The following is a 15,469-nucleotide window of genomic DNA, read 5'->3' as shown; positions in this document are numbered from 1 at the left end:
AAATAATCGCTAAGCCGGATCATACCAAGCCAAGATAGTTTGCCAACTCCCGGGCAGCGGCCCCGCCTGCCCTGTTTGCACCAATAGTTGACGCCGACGGGCCATAACCAACCAGATGTATCCGAGGATTGGCCGCCACTTGTGTTGCCAGACGACCGGTTATGAGGATGCCACCTTCCGCATTGCGCAATTGCAGCGGTGCAAGATGATCGAGCGAACTGCGAAATCCGGTACACCACAAAATCACATCGAAGGATTGTTCGATTCCGTCGTCCCAGCGAACACCTGTTTCGGTGATTTCGCTGAACATTGGTAAACGGTTGAGCACACCCCGAGCACGCGCCGCTTCGATTGCAGGGGTCAACGGCAGGCCCGTCACCGAAACAACCGATCCCGGCGGCAAGCCCCGGCGTACTCGCTCCTCAACCAAAGCTACGGCGGCACGGCCCAACTCTGGCGAAAACGTCCCTTCCCGAAAAGCAGGTTCTTTGCGCGTGACCCATACGGTTTCCGTCACGCGTGATATTTCATCCAGAAGCTGTACAGCCGAAATGCCTGCACCGACGACCAGAACGCGTTTGCCCCTGAAGGCTTCCGCCGTCTGATAATCACGCGTGTGTAACTGTTGGCCCTTGAATAGTTCCGCACCCGGACAGGGTGGGATATAAGGTGATTCCCACGTGCCCGTCGCATTGATGATCCCGCGCGCGGAATAATCTCCGTGATCCGTCTCCACACGAAGCCGCTCACCGCGGTCGCAAACAACTTTCACAGTCACAGGACGATGCACGGGAAGGTTGAATGCCTCTTCATATGCGCGGTAATATTGCGGTACGGCAACCGACGCGCGCACTTCGCCATTCGTCGTTTCGACAATATCCTCGAATTTCATACCAGGGAGATCGTGAATGGCGTTGGCAGTTCTGAGCGTCAGAGAAGGCCAACGGAATTGCCATGCTCCGCCTGGTCCTGCGGCCTTGTCGAGAACCACGAATTGCCGTTCGCCGACGAGGCCGAGCTTGCTCAAATGATAGGCTGATGAGAGCCCCGCCTGCCCTGCTCCGATGATCACAATGTCAACCTTGCGAGCGATCTTGACATGGACATTGTCAGTTGGTTGCTGATCAGCGGGCTGTATATCTGACATGATGCACGATAAGCTTTCGAAATATGATCCGTGTCCGTAGATATGTACTGGACGACATCGCTAAAAGTCCGTCTGCTAGATCGTGACGCTACGTAGTCGCTTGTTGCGCCCTTCCCATATACTCACGACCAGCATGATAACCGTCGTTAATACGCCCATTTCCAGTAAATCCGCCGCGTAGCCGACCGGAATTGCTGCCAGTAGTGCCAGAACACCGAAGATATGTGATACCGGAATGACGCCGTACACGACCTTCTTATAGATGGCGCTACCGATCAGATAGATCGCAGGCCCGGCCACAAGAACAAGAACATATGCCGTTTTCAACGGATCGTGCGGGTGGGCCATTACAAGATCATTTCCAACTGCGGTCGCAATGATCCCCGCAACCAGAAGAGCGTGGACATAATGAAAATAAGCACCGATGCGCCCTGGATCAGCCGAATGGGTGATCGTGTCTGTTGCATCCTTGCTGGAAGTACCAAAGTAGAGCCACCACATCGCAAGCGTGCCCAGAAATGTGGCCAGCAGAGCCGACATGAGGGTCAAATTCCAGGTCTCAGCATTTGCAAGCGTGGCACCGGTAGCCAAAACCGTTTCGCCGAGCGCCACGATCACGAACAACTGGCAACGTTCCGCCAGATGCTCACCCTCGATGGTCCAGTCACTGGTATGGGAACGTCCAAGACCCGGCAGTGCAAAACCGAACATCGGCGATAAATATTCGCAAAGCACAGCAATAAGCCAAAACACCATACGAGCTTCATGTTGGACGAAACATCCGGCTATCCAGAAGACCGCAGCAATAGTGAGCCAACCGAGCATTCGCCGATAATTGGCACCAAGGGGATGTTTTCGACCAAGCACAAACACCACATAGGTGGTCCGGCCAACCTGCATTGCCACATATGCCAGTGCGAATATCCAGCCTTTGTCCGCAAAGGCTCCGGGAATTGAAGAGGCTATAACGAGGCCCAGCAACATGACGCAGAACAAAAGGCTGCGTATCTGTGGTGTTTCAGGATTGAACCAATTGGTCACCCAACAGGTATATTGCCAGCCCAGCCATACCGCGAACCACAGGATCAGCGTTTCGATAATACCGGTCAGCGTCAGATTATGCAAAAGCTCGTGGCTAAGCTGCGTAACCGCGAACACATAAACCAGATCGAAGAATAATTCTTCGAATGTAACCCGGGCGTGGTGCCCGTCTCGTTGTCTCAAAAGCGGATGCGCGGTGACGGCAGAAGCTGTATTCATGCGAATTACCTTCCCCTCAAACGGCAGGGATTCAATGCCACTCTCCGGCAGTTTAGCTTGCAGTCGGCTAACCGTATATCCGAATGTACTGATTTCCACTTGTGGAAGTCAGGTGTGGATCATTTCGCGCTGCGCGTGTTCCCAGCTTTGATCCATGCACCGATTCCATCGGCCGCAGCACAGCCCATCGCGAAACAGGCAGTAAGAAGATAACCGCCGGTCGGAGCTTCCCAATCGATCATTTCCCCAGCAACGAAAATGCCGGGAAGCTTCGGTAACATGTAGTTTTCATCGATTTCGTGCCAACGAATACCGCCTGCTGAAGAAATCGCTTCGCCAAGCGGGCGTGGGCGAAGGAGTGGAATGGAGAAAGCCTTGATCGTAGCGGCCAGCGCTTTCGGGCTTCTGTCACGCGTGTACTCCGTCACCAGAGCAGCTTTGACACCCGTCAGACCGGCAGCTTTGCGCAAAAGATTGCCAAAGCTCAGCTTTGTATCCTGCCTCGCAATATCGTTCTCCAGCCGTTCGAGAGTTCGACCCGGCACAAGATCGAGCGTCAGAAACGCTTCACCACATTCCTGTAAGCTGTCGCGTAGCGCCGCGGAATGCGCATAGACGAGGCTTCCCTCAATTCCGCCGCGTGTAATGACAAATTCGCCCTGCGTCGTGCCTGCACCGGACGTTGCAGCGACAGATTTAACCGGTTCGCCGGCAAAACGCTCAGCAAAGAAATCGCTCCAAGCAACATCAAAGCCACAATTGGCGGATTGAAACGGCGCTATATCGATTGATTTCTGTCGAAATTCATCGATCCAGAGACCATTGGAACCGAGTTTCGGCCAGCTTCCACCGCCAAATGCAAACAGAGCAGCGTCGCATGCAATCGTCTGAACGCCATCCGGGCTCTCGATACGCAGACTATTCCCATCGAATCCAAGCCAGCGATGTCGAGTGAGAATATTAACGCCTTGATCCTCCAGTCGTTTCCTCCAGGCGCGCAGAAGCGGCGACGCCTTCATCGCTCTTGGAAAAACACGACCCGAAGAGCCGACAAAGGTGTCGGCACCCAATTCATTTGCCCATGCACGTAATTCGGTTGAACCAAAAGCGGTCAAGGCAGGCAATATACGGTCACTGCTTGAACCGAAACGCTTCGCGAAGGCTGTAAAATCCTCGGAGTGCGTAATGTTTAAACCGGACTTGCCAGCAAGCAGGAGCTTGCGACCAACCGCAGGCATCTGCTCATAAACTGTCACGCTGTAGCCCCGCGCAGACAGTCGTTCGGCGGCCATCAGTCCGGTTGGACCGCCTCCGAGAATGGCGATATTGCCATTAGGCATCATGGTCGAAGCCTCGACGAAGCATTAATCCTGCTTCTCCAGCATTTCCTTAACTGTGGTAGCCAACTGTTTGAGCGAAAACGGCTTTGGCAAGAATCCGAACTTGGCATCGGCTGGAAGATTGCGTGCGAATGCATCTTCCGCATAACCCGAAACGAAGATGAACTTGATGTCAGGATACGTCTTGCGCAGTTCACGCAGAAGCGTTGGGCCGTCCATTTCGGGCATGACCACGTCAGATACGACGATATCGACCTCGCCGCCAAGCTCTGCCATGACTTCAAGTGCTTCGACGCCGGATGCCGCTTCGTGGACTGTATATCCACGCGACTGGAGAGCACGCACGCCGCCCATGCGGACTGCATCTTCATCTTCCACCAGAAGGACGGTTGCCGAACCGGAAAGATCGGTTGCTTTCTCGACCTTCTTTTCTTTTACAACGACTGGCGCATCGTCGGCGCGCTTTTCCTCGATAAGACGCGGCAGGAATATCTTGAACGTCGTTCCTTTTCCGACTTCGGAATCACAGTAGATAAAGCCACCAGTCTGCTTGATGATGCCATAGACCATCGACAACCCGAGTCCGGTGCCCTTGCCCACTTCCTTCGTCGTAAAGAACGGCTCGAAAATCTTTTCAAGCACTTCTGCTGGAATGCCAGTTCCGGTATCTTCAACTTCAAAGACCACATAATCCGCTTCTGGCAGATCGCGATAGTGAAGCCTGGCGGCCTCCTGCACCGGCACATTGCGGGTGCGCAGCGTGATTTCACCACCCTCCGGCATGGCATCGCGGGCATTGACCGCCAGATTGACGGCAACCTGCTCGAACTGTCCAAGATCGGCCTTGACCGGCCAGAGATCGCGTCCATGATCGATCTTCAACTCGATATCCTTGCCGACAAGGCGTGCCAGCAGCATGCGCAGGTCTGCGAGAACATCTGTCAGATCAAGCACTTCTGGACGAAGTGTCTGACGACGCGAGAATGCCAGCAATTGGCGCACGAGCGAGGCTGCACGGTTGGCGTTCTGCTTGATGTTCATGATATCAGGGAAAGACGGATCGGATGCGCGGTGATTGGTCAGCAGCAAATCCGACGACATGATGATAGCTGTCAGAACGTTGTTGAAGTCGTGTGCGATGCCACCTGCAAGCTGACCGACGGCCTGCATCTTCTGGCTTTGCGCCATCTGGTTTTCGAGGGCCTTTTGCTCGGTCGTTTCAACAGCCGAGATGATCGCCGCTTCTTCTGCCCTTTCTCCGCCAAGGTCGGTTACGGGGCTCATATAAAAGCGTATGTGCCGCTCCTCGTTGCCAGGCAACACGGTATCGACGGGTGAAATGCTTGCCTGTCCTGCAAAGGCGGCGGCTAACGCTCTGTTAAATGTCTCACGGTCGCGTTCGTGCACCACGATCTCAAGCTTCGCATTGCCGTCAATCGCATCGCGATCAACGACGGGAGCGAAAATATCGAGGAAGCGCGCATTGGTACGCAGTATATGTCCGCCGGAATCAACGGCAGCGATGGCCATCGGAGCCGAATTGAAGAAGCGCGTGAAGCGTACTTCAGCGGAGCGCAGCGCCATCGATGAATCTTCACCCTCCGCACGATCCAGAACGATGGTACGGCTCGTACCGCGCGTTCCATCGCGCGCCGCCTGAACACGGTGATAAAAACGGACTGCAAGGCTCTGACCGTTACGCTTGATCAGGTCAAGATCGATGACGGTGTTGCGGCTCGTGCCGGGCTCGGCTTTCACCGCTTTGATGAGCGCCATTCCGCTACCCGCCACAATATCATTGAGCGCCAGGGATCCCGGTGTGAACTGGGTCAGATCGACACCGAGCCATTCGGCAAGAGTAGCGTTGAGATAGATGATCCGGCCCGAAGGATCGGCCGAAAAGAAACCCGCTGGCGCGTGATCGAGATGATTGATGGCTTCCTGCAGTTCCTGAAAGAACCGCTCCTGCTCAGCACGCTCATCGGAAATATCCGCAATCTGCCAGGCAACAAGGGGACTTTTGAACTCTTGCCCCGCCTCGATAGGACGTGCCTTGATACGATACCAGACCGGCGCCAGCGAACCATGTCCCTCGCGGGAGAGACCACTAGCAAGACGCACTTCCTCCTGTGCTGACAAACCGTCACGAACAGCATTTGTCAGGCGGTAAATGGCATCGGATGCCGCCGGTTCCGCCGTCAGCACATTATCAAGCGAGCGAACCCCCTCGGCATTGGCAACGCCGGTCATCACGGCATAAGCCTCATTGGCATAAACGATCTGGCCACGCGCATCGGAAATAACCGTGCCTTCCGGCTGCGAATCCATGAAGGAATGAGCGAGATTCTGCTCACCGTTCTTCTGACTGAATTGAATGAGACCGGTTGCTGCACCAAAAAGGTAAAATACGCCGACCATTGACAAAATGCCCATGAGAACGAGGGCAAATCCATCTCCAAGCTGGTCACGAAACAGAAAATAGGCAATTGCGGCGATCGTAATCAGAATACCGACGACCAGTAGTCGAAGGGCTCCACTGCGGTTGCGCTTGGGCATTACAAGCGGTTTCGGGTAAGCGTTGTCCGTCTGTCGCGACATCAAGCCATCTGCCTTTTCATGTTGCGTGGCTGGGTATCGACGGGCATCGAGATGCCGTGTGTGTTTTCGATCAGCCAAGACGTCATTTCAATCATCCGCATATCCGATTTTCTCGAATGCACTTTTCTGCACGCTTCAGCTATCGCGCAGGGAACGCGCAGCCAATATGTCAGGGTATATCCGATTCGCAGAATGCGTTAATCGGCGCACAGTACAAGCATTGCTGCACTGAAACGGTGCAAATTGGACTTTTTTGCACCGTTTTGCCTGGGGATCATATATTTCCCGCATTTCCAAGGAACATTCCCAAGGCTTACAAATTCAACTACTGTACCAACTATGTGATGATGCGGACTGCTGGGGGAAGCGCAGTCTCCACACATCGCAGGTTTTTAGTTTATTGTATTAAGAGGGTATCCGCATGAAGGAATGGCTCAGCGGCATCGTTGGAGAGAGCGCGGCTAATATTGTCGGCTTCATCCTAATATTTGCGATCATTCTTGGCGGAATTTTCGTTGTTCTCAGTATCATTCGCCGTTTCAGCAGCGGGACCTTCGTCTCCAACGGACGCACGCGGCAGCCGCGCCTTTCGGTAATGGATGCCGCAGCCGTCGACAGCAGGCGTAAGCTCGTTCTTATTCGCCGCGACGATGTGGAACATCTGCTGCTCATTGGCGGACCGACCGATGTCGTGGTCGAACAGAACATCGTCATGGAATCACGCGCCCATGCGCGCGTGCAGGCTTCGCGCATAGAGCCCGAACAGATCGAGCGCTTCAAACAGCATGAAGCAACCCTAACCAACGATAAGGCAGAGCGCCCTGCTCTTTCATTGCAAATGCCGCAAGCTGAAGAGAAGGATGAAGCGATCCAGCTCACGTCCGCAATCGAAACGCCAGTTTATCGTAAGCCTGACCCAGTGCGTGAAGAGCGGGTTCAGCCCACTGCATCGTCCGCGCGCGTTCCGCCGCAAGCCCCCACCGCGCCAATCCCACCACGAGCGCCTGTGCGGACTGAAGCCACTGCCACTCAGTCGGTTGCTCCTCATCAGCAGCCGCGTCAGGCACCGAACTATCCACCGCAGCCACGTACAGTGTTGCCGCCGCGTCCCGCTCAACCTCAGCCACAATCCACACGTGCACATCCGGCGTACCCATTGAGCCAGGTTTCTCGCGGTGTTTTGAGCTCGACTTCGTCGGGTGCGACCACCGCTGCTGGCGTCGCAGTAGCAGCATCGGTTGTTTCTGCAAATCTTGGCAGCATCGTCCCAGAGCGTGAAACGACGACTACAGACAAGTCTTCAACACTTGATGTAACCGGCCCGACAGTTTCTTCGACAGCAGCTCCGGCATTCAGCGCTCCATCAGAACCGAAACGCGTCGAGCCTGAAATCGCGGTTACCGAGCCCGGGCCGATAGAACCCGATACCGCTGCAGTAGAAACGCCGGCCGATGAGTTGGCGGGGCTCAGCGGTGCTTTAGACGACGCAATCGCTGCCGACGTCAATGTGCGGAGCGCGACTGACGATGATGTCGAGGAAGCGGCCTCATTCGATACCGAATTTTTCGAGAATGAGCTTTTGAGTTCACTTGATATTTCCGCAACGGATGACTCTGTTGAAGACAAGGCCAAGGACGATATTGAGGACGAGATGGAAAAGCTTCTCGGTGAACTGACCAAGGATGAAATTCGCAGAAGTTGAGATTTGAGTTGGAATTTATCTCGACACAAAGAAAATAGGCTGCGGAAACCGCAGCCTATAATTTTTCAAACCGTCTCGAACCTTGCCGTATCGACCCAAAAATCAGACCGATTCATGGAATCGTACGACGCGAAGATTCAATAACCAGAGCGTATACGCTTTAATCGTCGCGATAGACTTTTTCACGACGCTCATGGCGCTCCTGCGCTTCGATGGATAGCGTAGCAATCGGACGCGCATCAAGCCGCTTCAAGCTGATAGGTTCTCCTGTTTCCTCGCAGAAGCCATATGTTCCTTCATCAATGCGGCTCAGTGCTGCGTCGATTTTGGAGATCAATTTGCGCTGTCTGTCGCGAGCTCGTAGCTCAATTGCCCGATCCGTTTCGGAGGATGCCCTGTCCGCCAGGTCGGGATGGTTGGCATTTTCCTGCTGTAGCGCTTCAAGCGTTTCACGCGCTTCTCGCAGAATATCATTCTTCCACGCAACTAGTTTCGTGCGGAAGTAAGACTTCTGCCGCTCATTCATGAACGGCTCGTCTTCAGTGGGCCTATAGTCAAGGTCAATCAATTCACTCATTCTGAATTACCCCACATCTAGGAGACGCGAGCGGTTATATAGTTCCATAGCAACAAGGACACAACATCAAACAAGCGTACTTCACTACTTTTTAGTTCATCAATTTTGTATGATTATGCATTAAAATTATGCAATCCAAAACTGCACGCGAAAAATCTCCCTCTAGACTTCCAGAATGACTTCAATCAATTACCAACAATGTAAGTGTATTTTTCAGTCAAAGCCAGCAACACATCAAGTGGCAAATCCCGCCCAATAATTAAGCAGGCCACACCTGTGAATATTGCTGACAGGCATCAAAAAATCGGGAGAATGAGCAATCAGGGTGCTCATTTGCGCTCCAATTATGGCAAGAAATGCCACAAAAACACAGTTTGGAACGTTACAGATGAGTCGTTTACTTCTCCTAAGACATGCCAAGGCCATGTGGACAAAGCCTGGAATGAAGGACTTCGACCGCCCACTGGACCAGGAAGGAAAAGCTTCGCTCGACCGGCTTGCAAGGACGATGAAATCATTGGAGCTTTATCCAGATCTGGTGATCCTTTCAGGTTCATGCAGAACCAGGGAAACCGCGTTCGGCCTTATTGAGCGCCTGGAAATTGAGGTCGAAACAATCATTGATGACACGATCTATAGCGGCGGCGCCGCCGACTATATGCAATCCATCCGCAAACATGGCCATGCGCCGACAGTCACGCTCGTGGGGCACAATCCCAGCATAGAGGATCTGGCTCTAGCCTTGTGTGGTGATGGCAACAAGGACAGCCTCCTGAAACTACGCGCAGGCTTCCCAACGGCCGCACTGGCGAATATCAACTTTCCGGCTTCGCTTGATGAACTCGAACCTGGCGGCGGTTATCTCGAAAGCTTCCTGTTTCCTCAGTAGTTTTTTCAGATGTCCCGCAACATTCCTTGCCAAGACTACTGACGCAACCCTATCTATATCGCTGATAGACCATTGAATTCGGCGAGGGATAATTGGCTAAGCTGACAAGTATTGGCGACGAAGCAAAGATCGCACTGGATACGTTGGCAGATCGTGCGACCGGGCTTTTGTCTCCGTCATTGCGGCTCGGCGTGACCGGTTTGTCTCGCGCCGGAAAGACAGTCTTCATTACAGCTCTCGTACATAATATGCTGCATGGCGGCAGGCTGCCGATGTTTGAAGCCTATAAATCCGGACGTATTTCACGAGCGTTGCTCGAACCGCAACCGGACGATGCGGTCCCTCGCTTTCAATATGAAGAGCATCTATCGGCTTTGATCGATGAGCGTATCTGGCCGGACTCAACGCGTGCAATCTCGCAATTGCGTCTGACAATCGAATATGAATCGGCTTCTGCCTGGGGACGGTGGCTGTCGCCAGGCAAACTCTCGGTCGATATTGTCGACTATCCCGGCGAATGGCTGCTCGACCTGCCCTTGCTTGGCAAATCCTATGCCGAATTCAGTGCGGATTCTTTTGCTCTGGCCCATGAGCCGACACATAAGGATCTGGCTCAGGTATGGATTGCCGAATCCGCTCTTATTGACCCCTCTGAGAAGGCCGACGAGCTGACCGCGCAACGGCTGGCCAAAAGCTTTACGGCTTATTTGCGCGCAGGAAAAGCCGATGAACGAGCGTTGTCGACACTGCCGCCAGGGCGTTTTCTGATGCCTGGCGATCTTGAGGGCTCACCGGCACTGACATTTTCCCCACTGCCTGATCTCGAACCAGACGATCTGAAAGCCGGCTCGCTGGGCGCAATGATGGAACGGCGTTATGAAGCCTACAAAACCTATGTCATCAAGCCATTCTTTCGGGAGCATATCGCCCGGCTCGATCGGCAAATTGTGCTGATCGATGCCATGCAGGCGATGAATGCTGGTGGCGCCGTCGTTGCTGATCTGGAGCGTGCACTTACCGATATTCTATCCTGCTTCAGACCGGGACGCTCGAACCTGCTGACTGGATTGATTCAGCGCCGTATCGGTCGCATTCTTGTGGCTGCAACGAAAGCCGATCATCTTCATCATGAAAGTCACGACCGTCTGCAAGCCATCGTGCGGCGTCTTGTGGAGCGGGCCATTGAGCGAGCCGATTTTTCAGGCGCGGATATCGATGTTCTCGCGATGGCTGCGGTCCGTGCTACCCGCGAGGCGACTGTGACGCAGGGCAAGGAAACGCTACCAGTCATCGTCGGTACACCGCTGAAGGGTGAAAAGATCGACGGCGAACTGTTCGACGGTGATACAGAAACCGCTATATTTCCCGGTGACTTACCTAAAAATCCCAATGCAATCTTTGAAAAGTCTTTTGCACATGATGACCCCACCATCCGTTTCGTCCGTTTTCGTCCACCGCGGCTTGAACGTACCGCCGAAGGCGTAACTCTTTCCCTGCCTCATATCAGGCTGGATCGCGCCTTGCAGTTTCTGATTGGGGATCGCCTCGCATGACAGAGAAGACGCCGCGTAAACCCGCTTCATTCACAGTCGGCCAACCGTCCATCCGTCCAGAAACAGTGGACGATGCGCCGCGCCGCCCCCGCGCAGTGCGCGACCTTGATGTCATTGTCTCACAGCCGGATGTTTTCGCACTAAGTGAGGAAGAAGCTGCAGAGCTGGAGATACTCGATCCGTCGTTTGAAGCACCTGAACGCAAGGGCTGGTCGCTCAGCAGAATACTTTTCGGGGCGCTCGGCATTCTTGTTTCATTCGCCGTCGGCATCTGGACGGAAGACCTTATCCGAGCATTATTCTCGCGCGCGGATTGGCTGGGCTGGACGGCTTTGGGTGTCGCTATAATCGCTCTTGCAGCCTTCGTTGCCATCATCGTTCGCGAACTGATAGCGTTGCGTCGCCTCACTTCCGTGCAGCATCTTCGCAAAGACGTCGCAGACGCGGCGGAACGGGACGATATGGCCGCTGCCAGAAAAGCGGTGGACGCGCTACGCTCTATTGCAGCGAGCCTGCCCGAGACAGCGCGTGGACGGCAACTTCTGGATGGTCTGACCGACGATATTATTGACGGGCGGAACCTGATTCAGCTTGCCGAAACGGAAATTCTTCGACCTCTCGACCGAGAAGCACGCGCGCTCATTCTGAATGCGTCAAAACGCGTTTCAATCGTCACCGCAATCAGCCCGCGTGCACTGGTCGATATCGGTTATGTCATTTTTGAATCGGCCCGGCTAATCCGCCGGCTTTCACAACTCTACGGCGGTCGTCCCGGTACGCTTGGTTTTCTGAAGCTTGCCCGCCGGGTCATTGCACATCTGGCCGTGACAGGAACTCTAGCTATGGGAGATAGCGTTATCCAACAGCTTGTCGGCCACGGCTTGGCATCGCGGCTTTCTGCCAAGCTCGGCGAAGGTGTCGTCAACGGTCTCATGACAGCGCGTATCGGCATTGCTGCCATGGACGTGGTGCGCCCGTTTCCGTTCAACGCCGAAAAGCGACCTGGCATCGGAGACTTTATCGGCGACCTTGCGAGGATAAGTGGCGAACGGCCCGACAAAAAGCGCCCTGGAAAAGAGTGACGCGTTTCCGAAGCGTTAACCATTCGCGACGATTATGAGTAGATAGAAATCTGCGCCAGAATCGAACGATGCGGTGTATTGGTACGCCCCCAAGAATTGTGCCCTTCCCTCTCAATCGGCTTATGGCAACGTCGGATTTTTCGACGGTTTGCGAGGCGCGACTAGCTTTTGGTCGTGACATGCTGAAAAACAATGATTAGGAATGACGTCCGATCAAGGTCGTGAATCCAGGACAGAGCTGAATATGAAGAATTGCATCGCCGCCTGCCTGACGCTGCTGCCCGTGTCATTTTCTGCCACGCCGGTTTTGGCCGCTGACAAAGACAAGCAGTTCTTTCAAATGATCGAAGGCCAATGGTCAGGACCGGGCGAAATCGTTGCCGGAAAATACAAAGGCACGAAATTCGTCTGCAATCTGGCCGGATCGACACCAGATGAAAATGTTGGCATGACGCTTGATGGCACCTGCCGCGTTGGCGTCTTTTCACAACCGATGAAGGCCACCGTGACGCGTGTTGGCTCCGCTTACTCCGGCAAGTTCAATGACGGTGCTGCGGGCAAAGGCCTTGATGTTACATCGGGTTCCGTCAGTGGCAATAAAGTTGTTTTCGGTCTGAACCGCAAGCAGCTCAACGGCGCCATGCTGGCACGTGTATCCGATCCGAACACGATGAATGTGACGGTTTCCGTTCGCGTCGATAAGGAACTGGTTCCGGTCATTGGCATGAACCTGAAGCGTGTCGATAACATCGCTGTCGGCAGCATCGCCAAGAACTGACGAATTTTTTATTCGCGCCACCAGCCCGCATTCGTGCGGGCTTTTTCTATTCCGGATTGTTCGATACCGGCATTCCAGGCCGCAACCGTTCTACCCGCCACTTCAAGAGACGGTGCAATATCGTTCAAAGGCACGAGAACGAAAGCTCGCTCATGCATACGCGGATGCGGAAGCTCCAGGGCAACATCTGTCATGACGATAGCCCCTCCGGTTTCATCCTGCATTGCAAGTATATCTATATCTATGATGCGCGGACCCCATCGTTCGAGCCTGACACGCTTCAAGGAACGCTCCACATCAAGACAGGTCGCAATCAGTTTCAATGGTTGCAACGCGGTTTCAATTTCAGCACAGGCATTGTGAAACCACGCCTGATCCGTCTTTCCCCACGGTGGCGTGCGATAGACCGCTGAAACTGCGATGATATCCGTGTCTGCTCGTTCGTCCAGTATGCGCAAAGCCTTACCCATCGAGGCGACAGGATCATCGATATTTCCGCCGAGTCCCAGCCAGGCCCGATAATGTTTCTCGGCCATCACTGCGGATAAACCACAGTTACTTCAACATGGTCCAGCACACCTGGAACAGGCGCATTCGGCTTGCGAACAGTGATTTCAGCACGCTTCACCTGCGGAAACCGCGCGGATAGCGTTTTGGCAACGTCGAGAGCCAGCGTCTCGATCAGATAGCGCTGACGGCCCGTGATGATGTCCTGAATGACCGCGAAAGCGATACCGTAATGCACGGTGCCGTCAATATCGTCATTCTCCAGCGCATTCCCCGGATCGACATCCAGAATTGCATCGACGTAAAAACGCTGACCGAGCTTGTGCTCTTCATCGAAAACGCCGTGGTGCGCAAAAAATGCGCAGTTCATCATTCTAATCGTGTACACGGCTTCACTTTCTATTTTCACTGCGCCTGCATTGCAGAATATCATCTGCAACGGCAAGTGCATCTCTATTAAAAGCGACATTGTGAACACGGAAGATGTCGGCGCCTGCCAAACGCAGCGCGACTGACGTTGCTGCTGTTCCTATGTCGCGGTCGAGCGGATTGTCTCTACCGGTCATGCCGCCGATAAAACGCTTGCGCGACGTACCGACCAACACGGGAAATCCGAATTTCTGCAGTTCCCCTGCTCTGGCCAACAGCGCAACATCCTCATCCTTGTTCTTGCCGAAGCCGAAACCCGGATCGAGCACGATACGGGAATCTCCGATACCTGCCTTTTTGGCTATACCCAAAGAAACAGCCAGGAATGCGAACTGATCTTCGATGACATCGGCGAGAACAGGACGATCTCTGCTGGTGTGCATGATGACCAATCCCGCGCCGCTGCTTTTAGCGACATGGGCAATTTCCGGTTCGCGTTGCAAACCCCAGACATCATTGACGATATGCGCCCCGGCATTGACCGCGGCTTGCGCCGTTGCTGCGCGGTATGTGTCGACGGAGATTATGCAACCATATTTCTCGACCAAAGCCTCGATTATCGGAACGACGCGAGCGATTTCCGTTTCGGAATTGACCGTAGCAGCTCCGGGGCGTGTCGATTCTCCACCCACATCGATGATCGTCGCTCCGTCGGCGAGCATTTGACCCGCCACATCGACAGCCCTTTCAAACTCATTATGATGGCCGCCATCGGAGAAGGAGTCCGGCGTGACGTTCAATATGCCCATGATAACGGACTTGTCTCCCAGGCGAAGGCTTCGTCCGTGAGCAAGATGCCATTCTTTCGTCATAGCGAAATGTTCTTGTCCCATTTCCCCGTACCATTTTATTGCGGCGAGGATGCAACCAACCCCGCCTGAAGTCATTTCGTGAAGGGCGTTATAGTTCTCTTGACGATTGCATGCCATGCTCGCGGCAGCAAAAAGCGAATTTCTTACTGGTTTTAGAAAGAGGTCCAGAACATGAATTTGAGGAAGAAGGTTCTGGCTCTTGGCGCAGTTCTTGCCATCGTCGCTCCCCAGGCGGAGGCGGCCGCGATCTTTCGGGAGTTCAGCTACTATAATGTCAGCGGCAAAACAGCAGCCGACCTCGACAAAGCTCTTTCCCGTAATGGCCCCTTCCTTAAGAAGACTGGTCAGCATCATCCCGGTGCTGCAGAAATCCGTTTTGATGCAAAAGTGCGTTACGGTCGTGAGTCCGGAAAAGCATGCAAGGTTCAGGATGTCTATGTGAATGTACATGCAAAGGTTTCCCTGCCGCGCTGGAAGCAGCGTCGCAAGGCAACGCCTGAACTGGCGTTGATCTGGGATACATTGCTACAGGATATTCGCCGTCACGAAGAAAGCCACATCGTCATCGCGCGCAGCTTTGCAAGCCAGATGGAACGGGACATACGCGGATTACGCACCCGCTCGGATTGTGCCGTGCTTCGCGCTGACATTGATAAAGTGACTGCGCGTCTCATGGAAGCGCATGACAAGGAGCAGCAGCGGTTTGACCGAGTTGAGACAATCAACTTCGAAAATCGTTTCTCACGTTTGCTGACGTATCGCATGGAACGTGCCCAGCAGGTTTCCAAATAACGC

General features: G+C 54.0%; 14 protein-coding genes. 6 read left to right on the top strand and 8 right to left on the bottom strand.

Annotation, left to right across the window (positions count from 1 at the left end; genetic code table 11):
• Positions 1–19 precede the first annotated feature (19 nt).
• The 4 genes from ACYSN1_RS00950 to cckA form a co-directional block, all read right to left on the bottom strand.
• Positions 20–1,147 carry an NAD(P)-binding domain-containing protein gene (locus tag ACYSN1_RS00950; protein ID WP_461724033.1) on the bottom strand — a complete coding sequence of 376 codons (1,128 nt, stop codon included), beginning with the start codon at positions 1,145–1,147 and terminating at the stop codon, positions 20–22.
• A 75-nt stretch (positions 1,148–1,222) separates the two neighbouring features.
• The gene (locus tag ACYSN1_RS00945) at positions 1,223–2,407 is read right to left on the bottom strand and encodes a low temperature requirement protein A (RefSeq protein ID WP_461724032.1); all 1,185 of its coding nucleotides are present in this window, start codon (positions 2,405–2,407) and stop codon (positions 1,223–1,225) included.
• Between the two features lie 119 nt (positions 2,408–2,526).
• Positions 2,527–3,747 carry a TIGR03862 family flavoprotein gene (locus ACYSN1_RS00940; RefSeq protein ID WP_461725240.1) on the bottom strand — a complete coding sequence of 407 codons (1,221 nt, stop codon included), beginning with the start codon at positions 3,745–3,747 and terminating at the stop codon, positions 2,527–2,529.
• Between the two features lie 24 nt (positions 3,748–3,771).
• Positions 3,772–6,345, bottom strand: coding sequence for a cell cycle histidine kinase CckA (cckA, locus tag ACYSN1_RS00935; protein WP_461724031.1), 2,574 nt, complete (start codon positions 6,343–6,345; stop codon positions 3,772–3,774).
• Positions 6,346–6,766: 421 nt separating this feature from the next.
• Between cckA and ACYSN1_RS00930 the strand changes: the two genes are divergently transcribed.
• Positions 6,767–8,047: a flagellar biosynthetic protein FliO gene (locus ACYSN1_RS00930; RefSeq protein WP_461724030.1), complete on the top strand. Its 1,281-nt coding sequence runs from the start codon at positions 6,767–6,769 to the stop codon at positions 8,045–8,047.
• Positions 8,048–8,207: 160 nt separating this feature from the next.
• On the opposite strand, the gene dksA is transcribed toward ACYSN1_RS00930, so the two are convergent.
• On the bottom strand, positions 8,208–8,624 hold the full coding sequence (gene dksA, locus ACYSN1_RS00925; RefSeq protein ID WP_104756279.1) for an RNA polymerase-binding protein DksA: 417 nt from the start codon (positions 8,622–8,624) through the stop codon (positions 8,208–8,210).
• Positions 8,625–9,012: 388 nt separating this feature from the next.
• Between dksA and ACYSN1_RS00920 the strand changes: the two genes are divergently transcribed.
• The 4 genes from ACYSN1_RS00920 (at position 9,013) to ACYSN1_RS00905 (ending at position 12,926) form a co-directional block, all read left to right on the top strand.
• On the top strand, positions 9,013–9,513 hold the full coding sequence (locus ACYSN1_RS00920; RefSeq protein WP_461725239.1) for a SixA phosphatase family protein: 501 nt from the start codon (positions 9,013–9,015) through the stop codon (positions 9,511–9,513).
• A 92-nt stretch (positions 9,514–9,605) separates the two neighbouring features.
• The gene (locus ACYSN1_RS00915; RefSeq protein WP_461724029.1) at positions 9,606–11,066 is read left to right on the top strand and encodes a YcjX family GTP-binding protein; all 1,461 of its coding nucleotides are present in this window, start codon (positions 9,606–9,608) and stop codon (positions 11,064–11,066) included.
• Complete coding sequence (locus ACYSN1_RS00910) at positions 11,063–12,148, top strand: YcjF family protein (RefSeq protein ID WP_461724028.1); 1,086 nt, start codon at positions 11,063–11,065, stop codon at positions 12,146–12,148. Before ACYSN1_RS00915 ends, ACYSN1_RS00910 begins: the two co-directional genes overlap by 4 nt.
• Before the next feature lie 244 nt (positions 12,149–12,392).
• Positions 12,393–12,926 carry a hypothetical protein gene (locus ACYSN1_RS00905; RefSeq protein ID WP_461724027.1) on the top strand — a complete coding sequence of 178 codons (534 nt, stop codon included), beginning with the start codon at positions 12,393–12,395 and terminating at the stop codon, positions 12,924–12,926.
• An 8-nt stretch (positions 12,927–12,934) separates the two neighbouring features.
• On the opposite strand, the gene folK is transcribed toward ACYSN1_RS00905, so the two are convergent.
• From folK to folP, 3 genes are read right to left on the bottom strand one after another with little or no spacing between them, the layout of a single operon-like run.
• A complete protein-coding gene (folK, locus tag ACYSN1_RS00900; RefSeq protein WP_461724026.1) occupies positions 12,935–13,462 on the bottom strand; it encodes a 2-amino-4-hydroxy-6-hydroxymethyldihydropteridine diphosphokinase in 528 nt (175 codons plus the stop codon).
• Entirely contained in the window at positions 13,462–13,821 is a 360-nt protein-coding gene (folB, locus tag ACYSN1_RS00895) for a dihydroneopterin aldolase (protein WP_461724025.1), read from the bottom strand. Before folB ends, folK begins: the two co-directional genes overlap by 1 nt.
• Positions 13,822–13,825: 4 nt before the next feature.
• Complete coding sequence (gene folP, locus ACYSN1_RS00890) at positions 13,826–14,674, bottom strand: dihydropteroate synthase (protein ID WP_461724024.1); 849 nt, start codon at positions 14,672–14,674, stop codon at positions 13,826–13,828.
• Between the two features lie 171 nt (positions 14,675–14,845).
• Here folP and ACYSN1_RS00885 point away from each other — a divergent pair, with 171 nt between their 5' ends.
• Complete coding sequence (locus tag ACYSN1_RS00885; RefSeq protein WP_461724023.1) at positions 14,846–15,466, top strand: DUF922 domain-containing Zn-dependent protease; 621 nt, start codon at positions 14,846–14,848, stop codon at positions 15,464–15,466.
• Positions 15,467–15,469 lie beyond the last annotated feature (3 nt).

Source organism: Brucella sp. LJL56, assembly GCF_054871705.1.
The sequence above is the reverse complement of the archived record's forward strand: the minus strand, read 5'-3'. Positions and strand labels throughout refer to the sequence as shown.

Excerpts from the sequence above, each read along its gene's own strand:
- ACYSN1_RS00945 (WP_461724032.1), bottom strand. The coding sequence starts at position 2,407 with ATGAATACAGCTTCTGCCGTCACCGCGCATCCGCTTTTGAGACAACGA.
- ACYSN1_RS00910 (WP_461724028.1), top strand. The coding sequence starts at position 11,063 with ATGACAGAGAAGACGCCGCGTAAACCCGCTTCATTCACAGTCGGCCAA.
- ACYSN1_RS00885 (WP_461724023.1), top strand. The coding sequence starts at position 14,846 with ATGAATTTGAGGAAGAAGGTTCTGGCTCTTGGCGCAGTTCTTGCCATC.
- cckA (WP_461724031.1), bottom strand. The coding sequence starts at position 6,345 with ATGTCGCGACAGACGGACAACGCTTACCCGAAACCGCTTGTAATGCCC.
- ACYSN1_RS00930 (WP_461724030.1), top strand. The coding sequence starts at position 6,767 with ATGAAGGAATGGCTCAGCGGCATCGTTGGAGAGAGCGCGGCTAATATT.
- ACYSN1_RS00920 (WP_461725239.1), top strand. The coding sequence starts at position 9,013 with ATGAGTCGTTTACTTCTCCTAAGACATGCCAAGGCCATGTGGACAAAG.
- ACYSN1_RS00940 (WP_461725240.1), bottom strand. The coding sequence starts at position 3,747 with ATGCCTAATGGCAATATCGCCATTCTCGGAGGCGGTCCAACCGGACTG.
- dksA (WP_104756279.1), bottom strand. The coding sequence starts at position 8,624 with ATGAGTGAATTGATTGACCTTGACTATAGGCCCACTGAAGACGAGCCG.
- folK (WP_461724026.1), bottom strand. The coding sequence starts at position 13,462 with ATGGCCGAGAAACATTATCGGGCCTGGCTGGGACTCGGCGGAAATATC.
- folP (WP_461724024.1), bottom strand. The coding sequence starts at position 14,674 with ATGACGAAAGAATGGCATCTTGCTCACGGACGAAGCCTTCGCCTGGGA.
- ACYSN1_RS00905 (WP_461724027.1), top strand. The coding sequence starts at position 12,393 with ATGAAGAATTGCATCGCCGCCTGCCTGACGCTGCTGCCCGTGTCATTT.
- ACYSN1_RS00950 (WP_461724033.1), bottom strand. The coding sequence starts at position 1,147 with ATGTCAGATATACAGCCCGCTGATCAGCAACCAACTGACAATGTCCAT.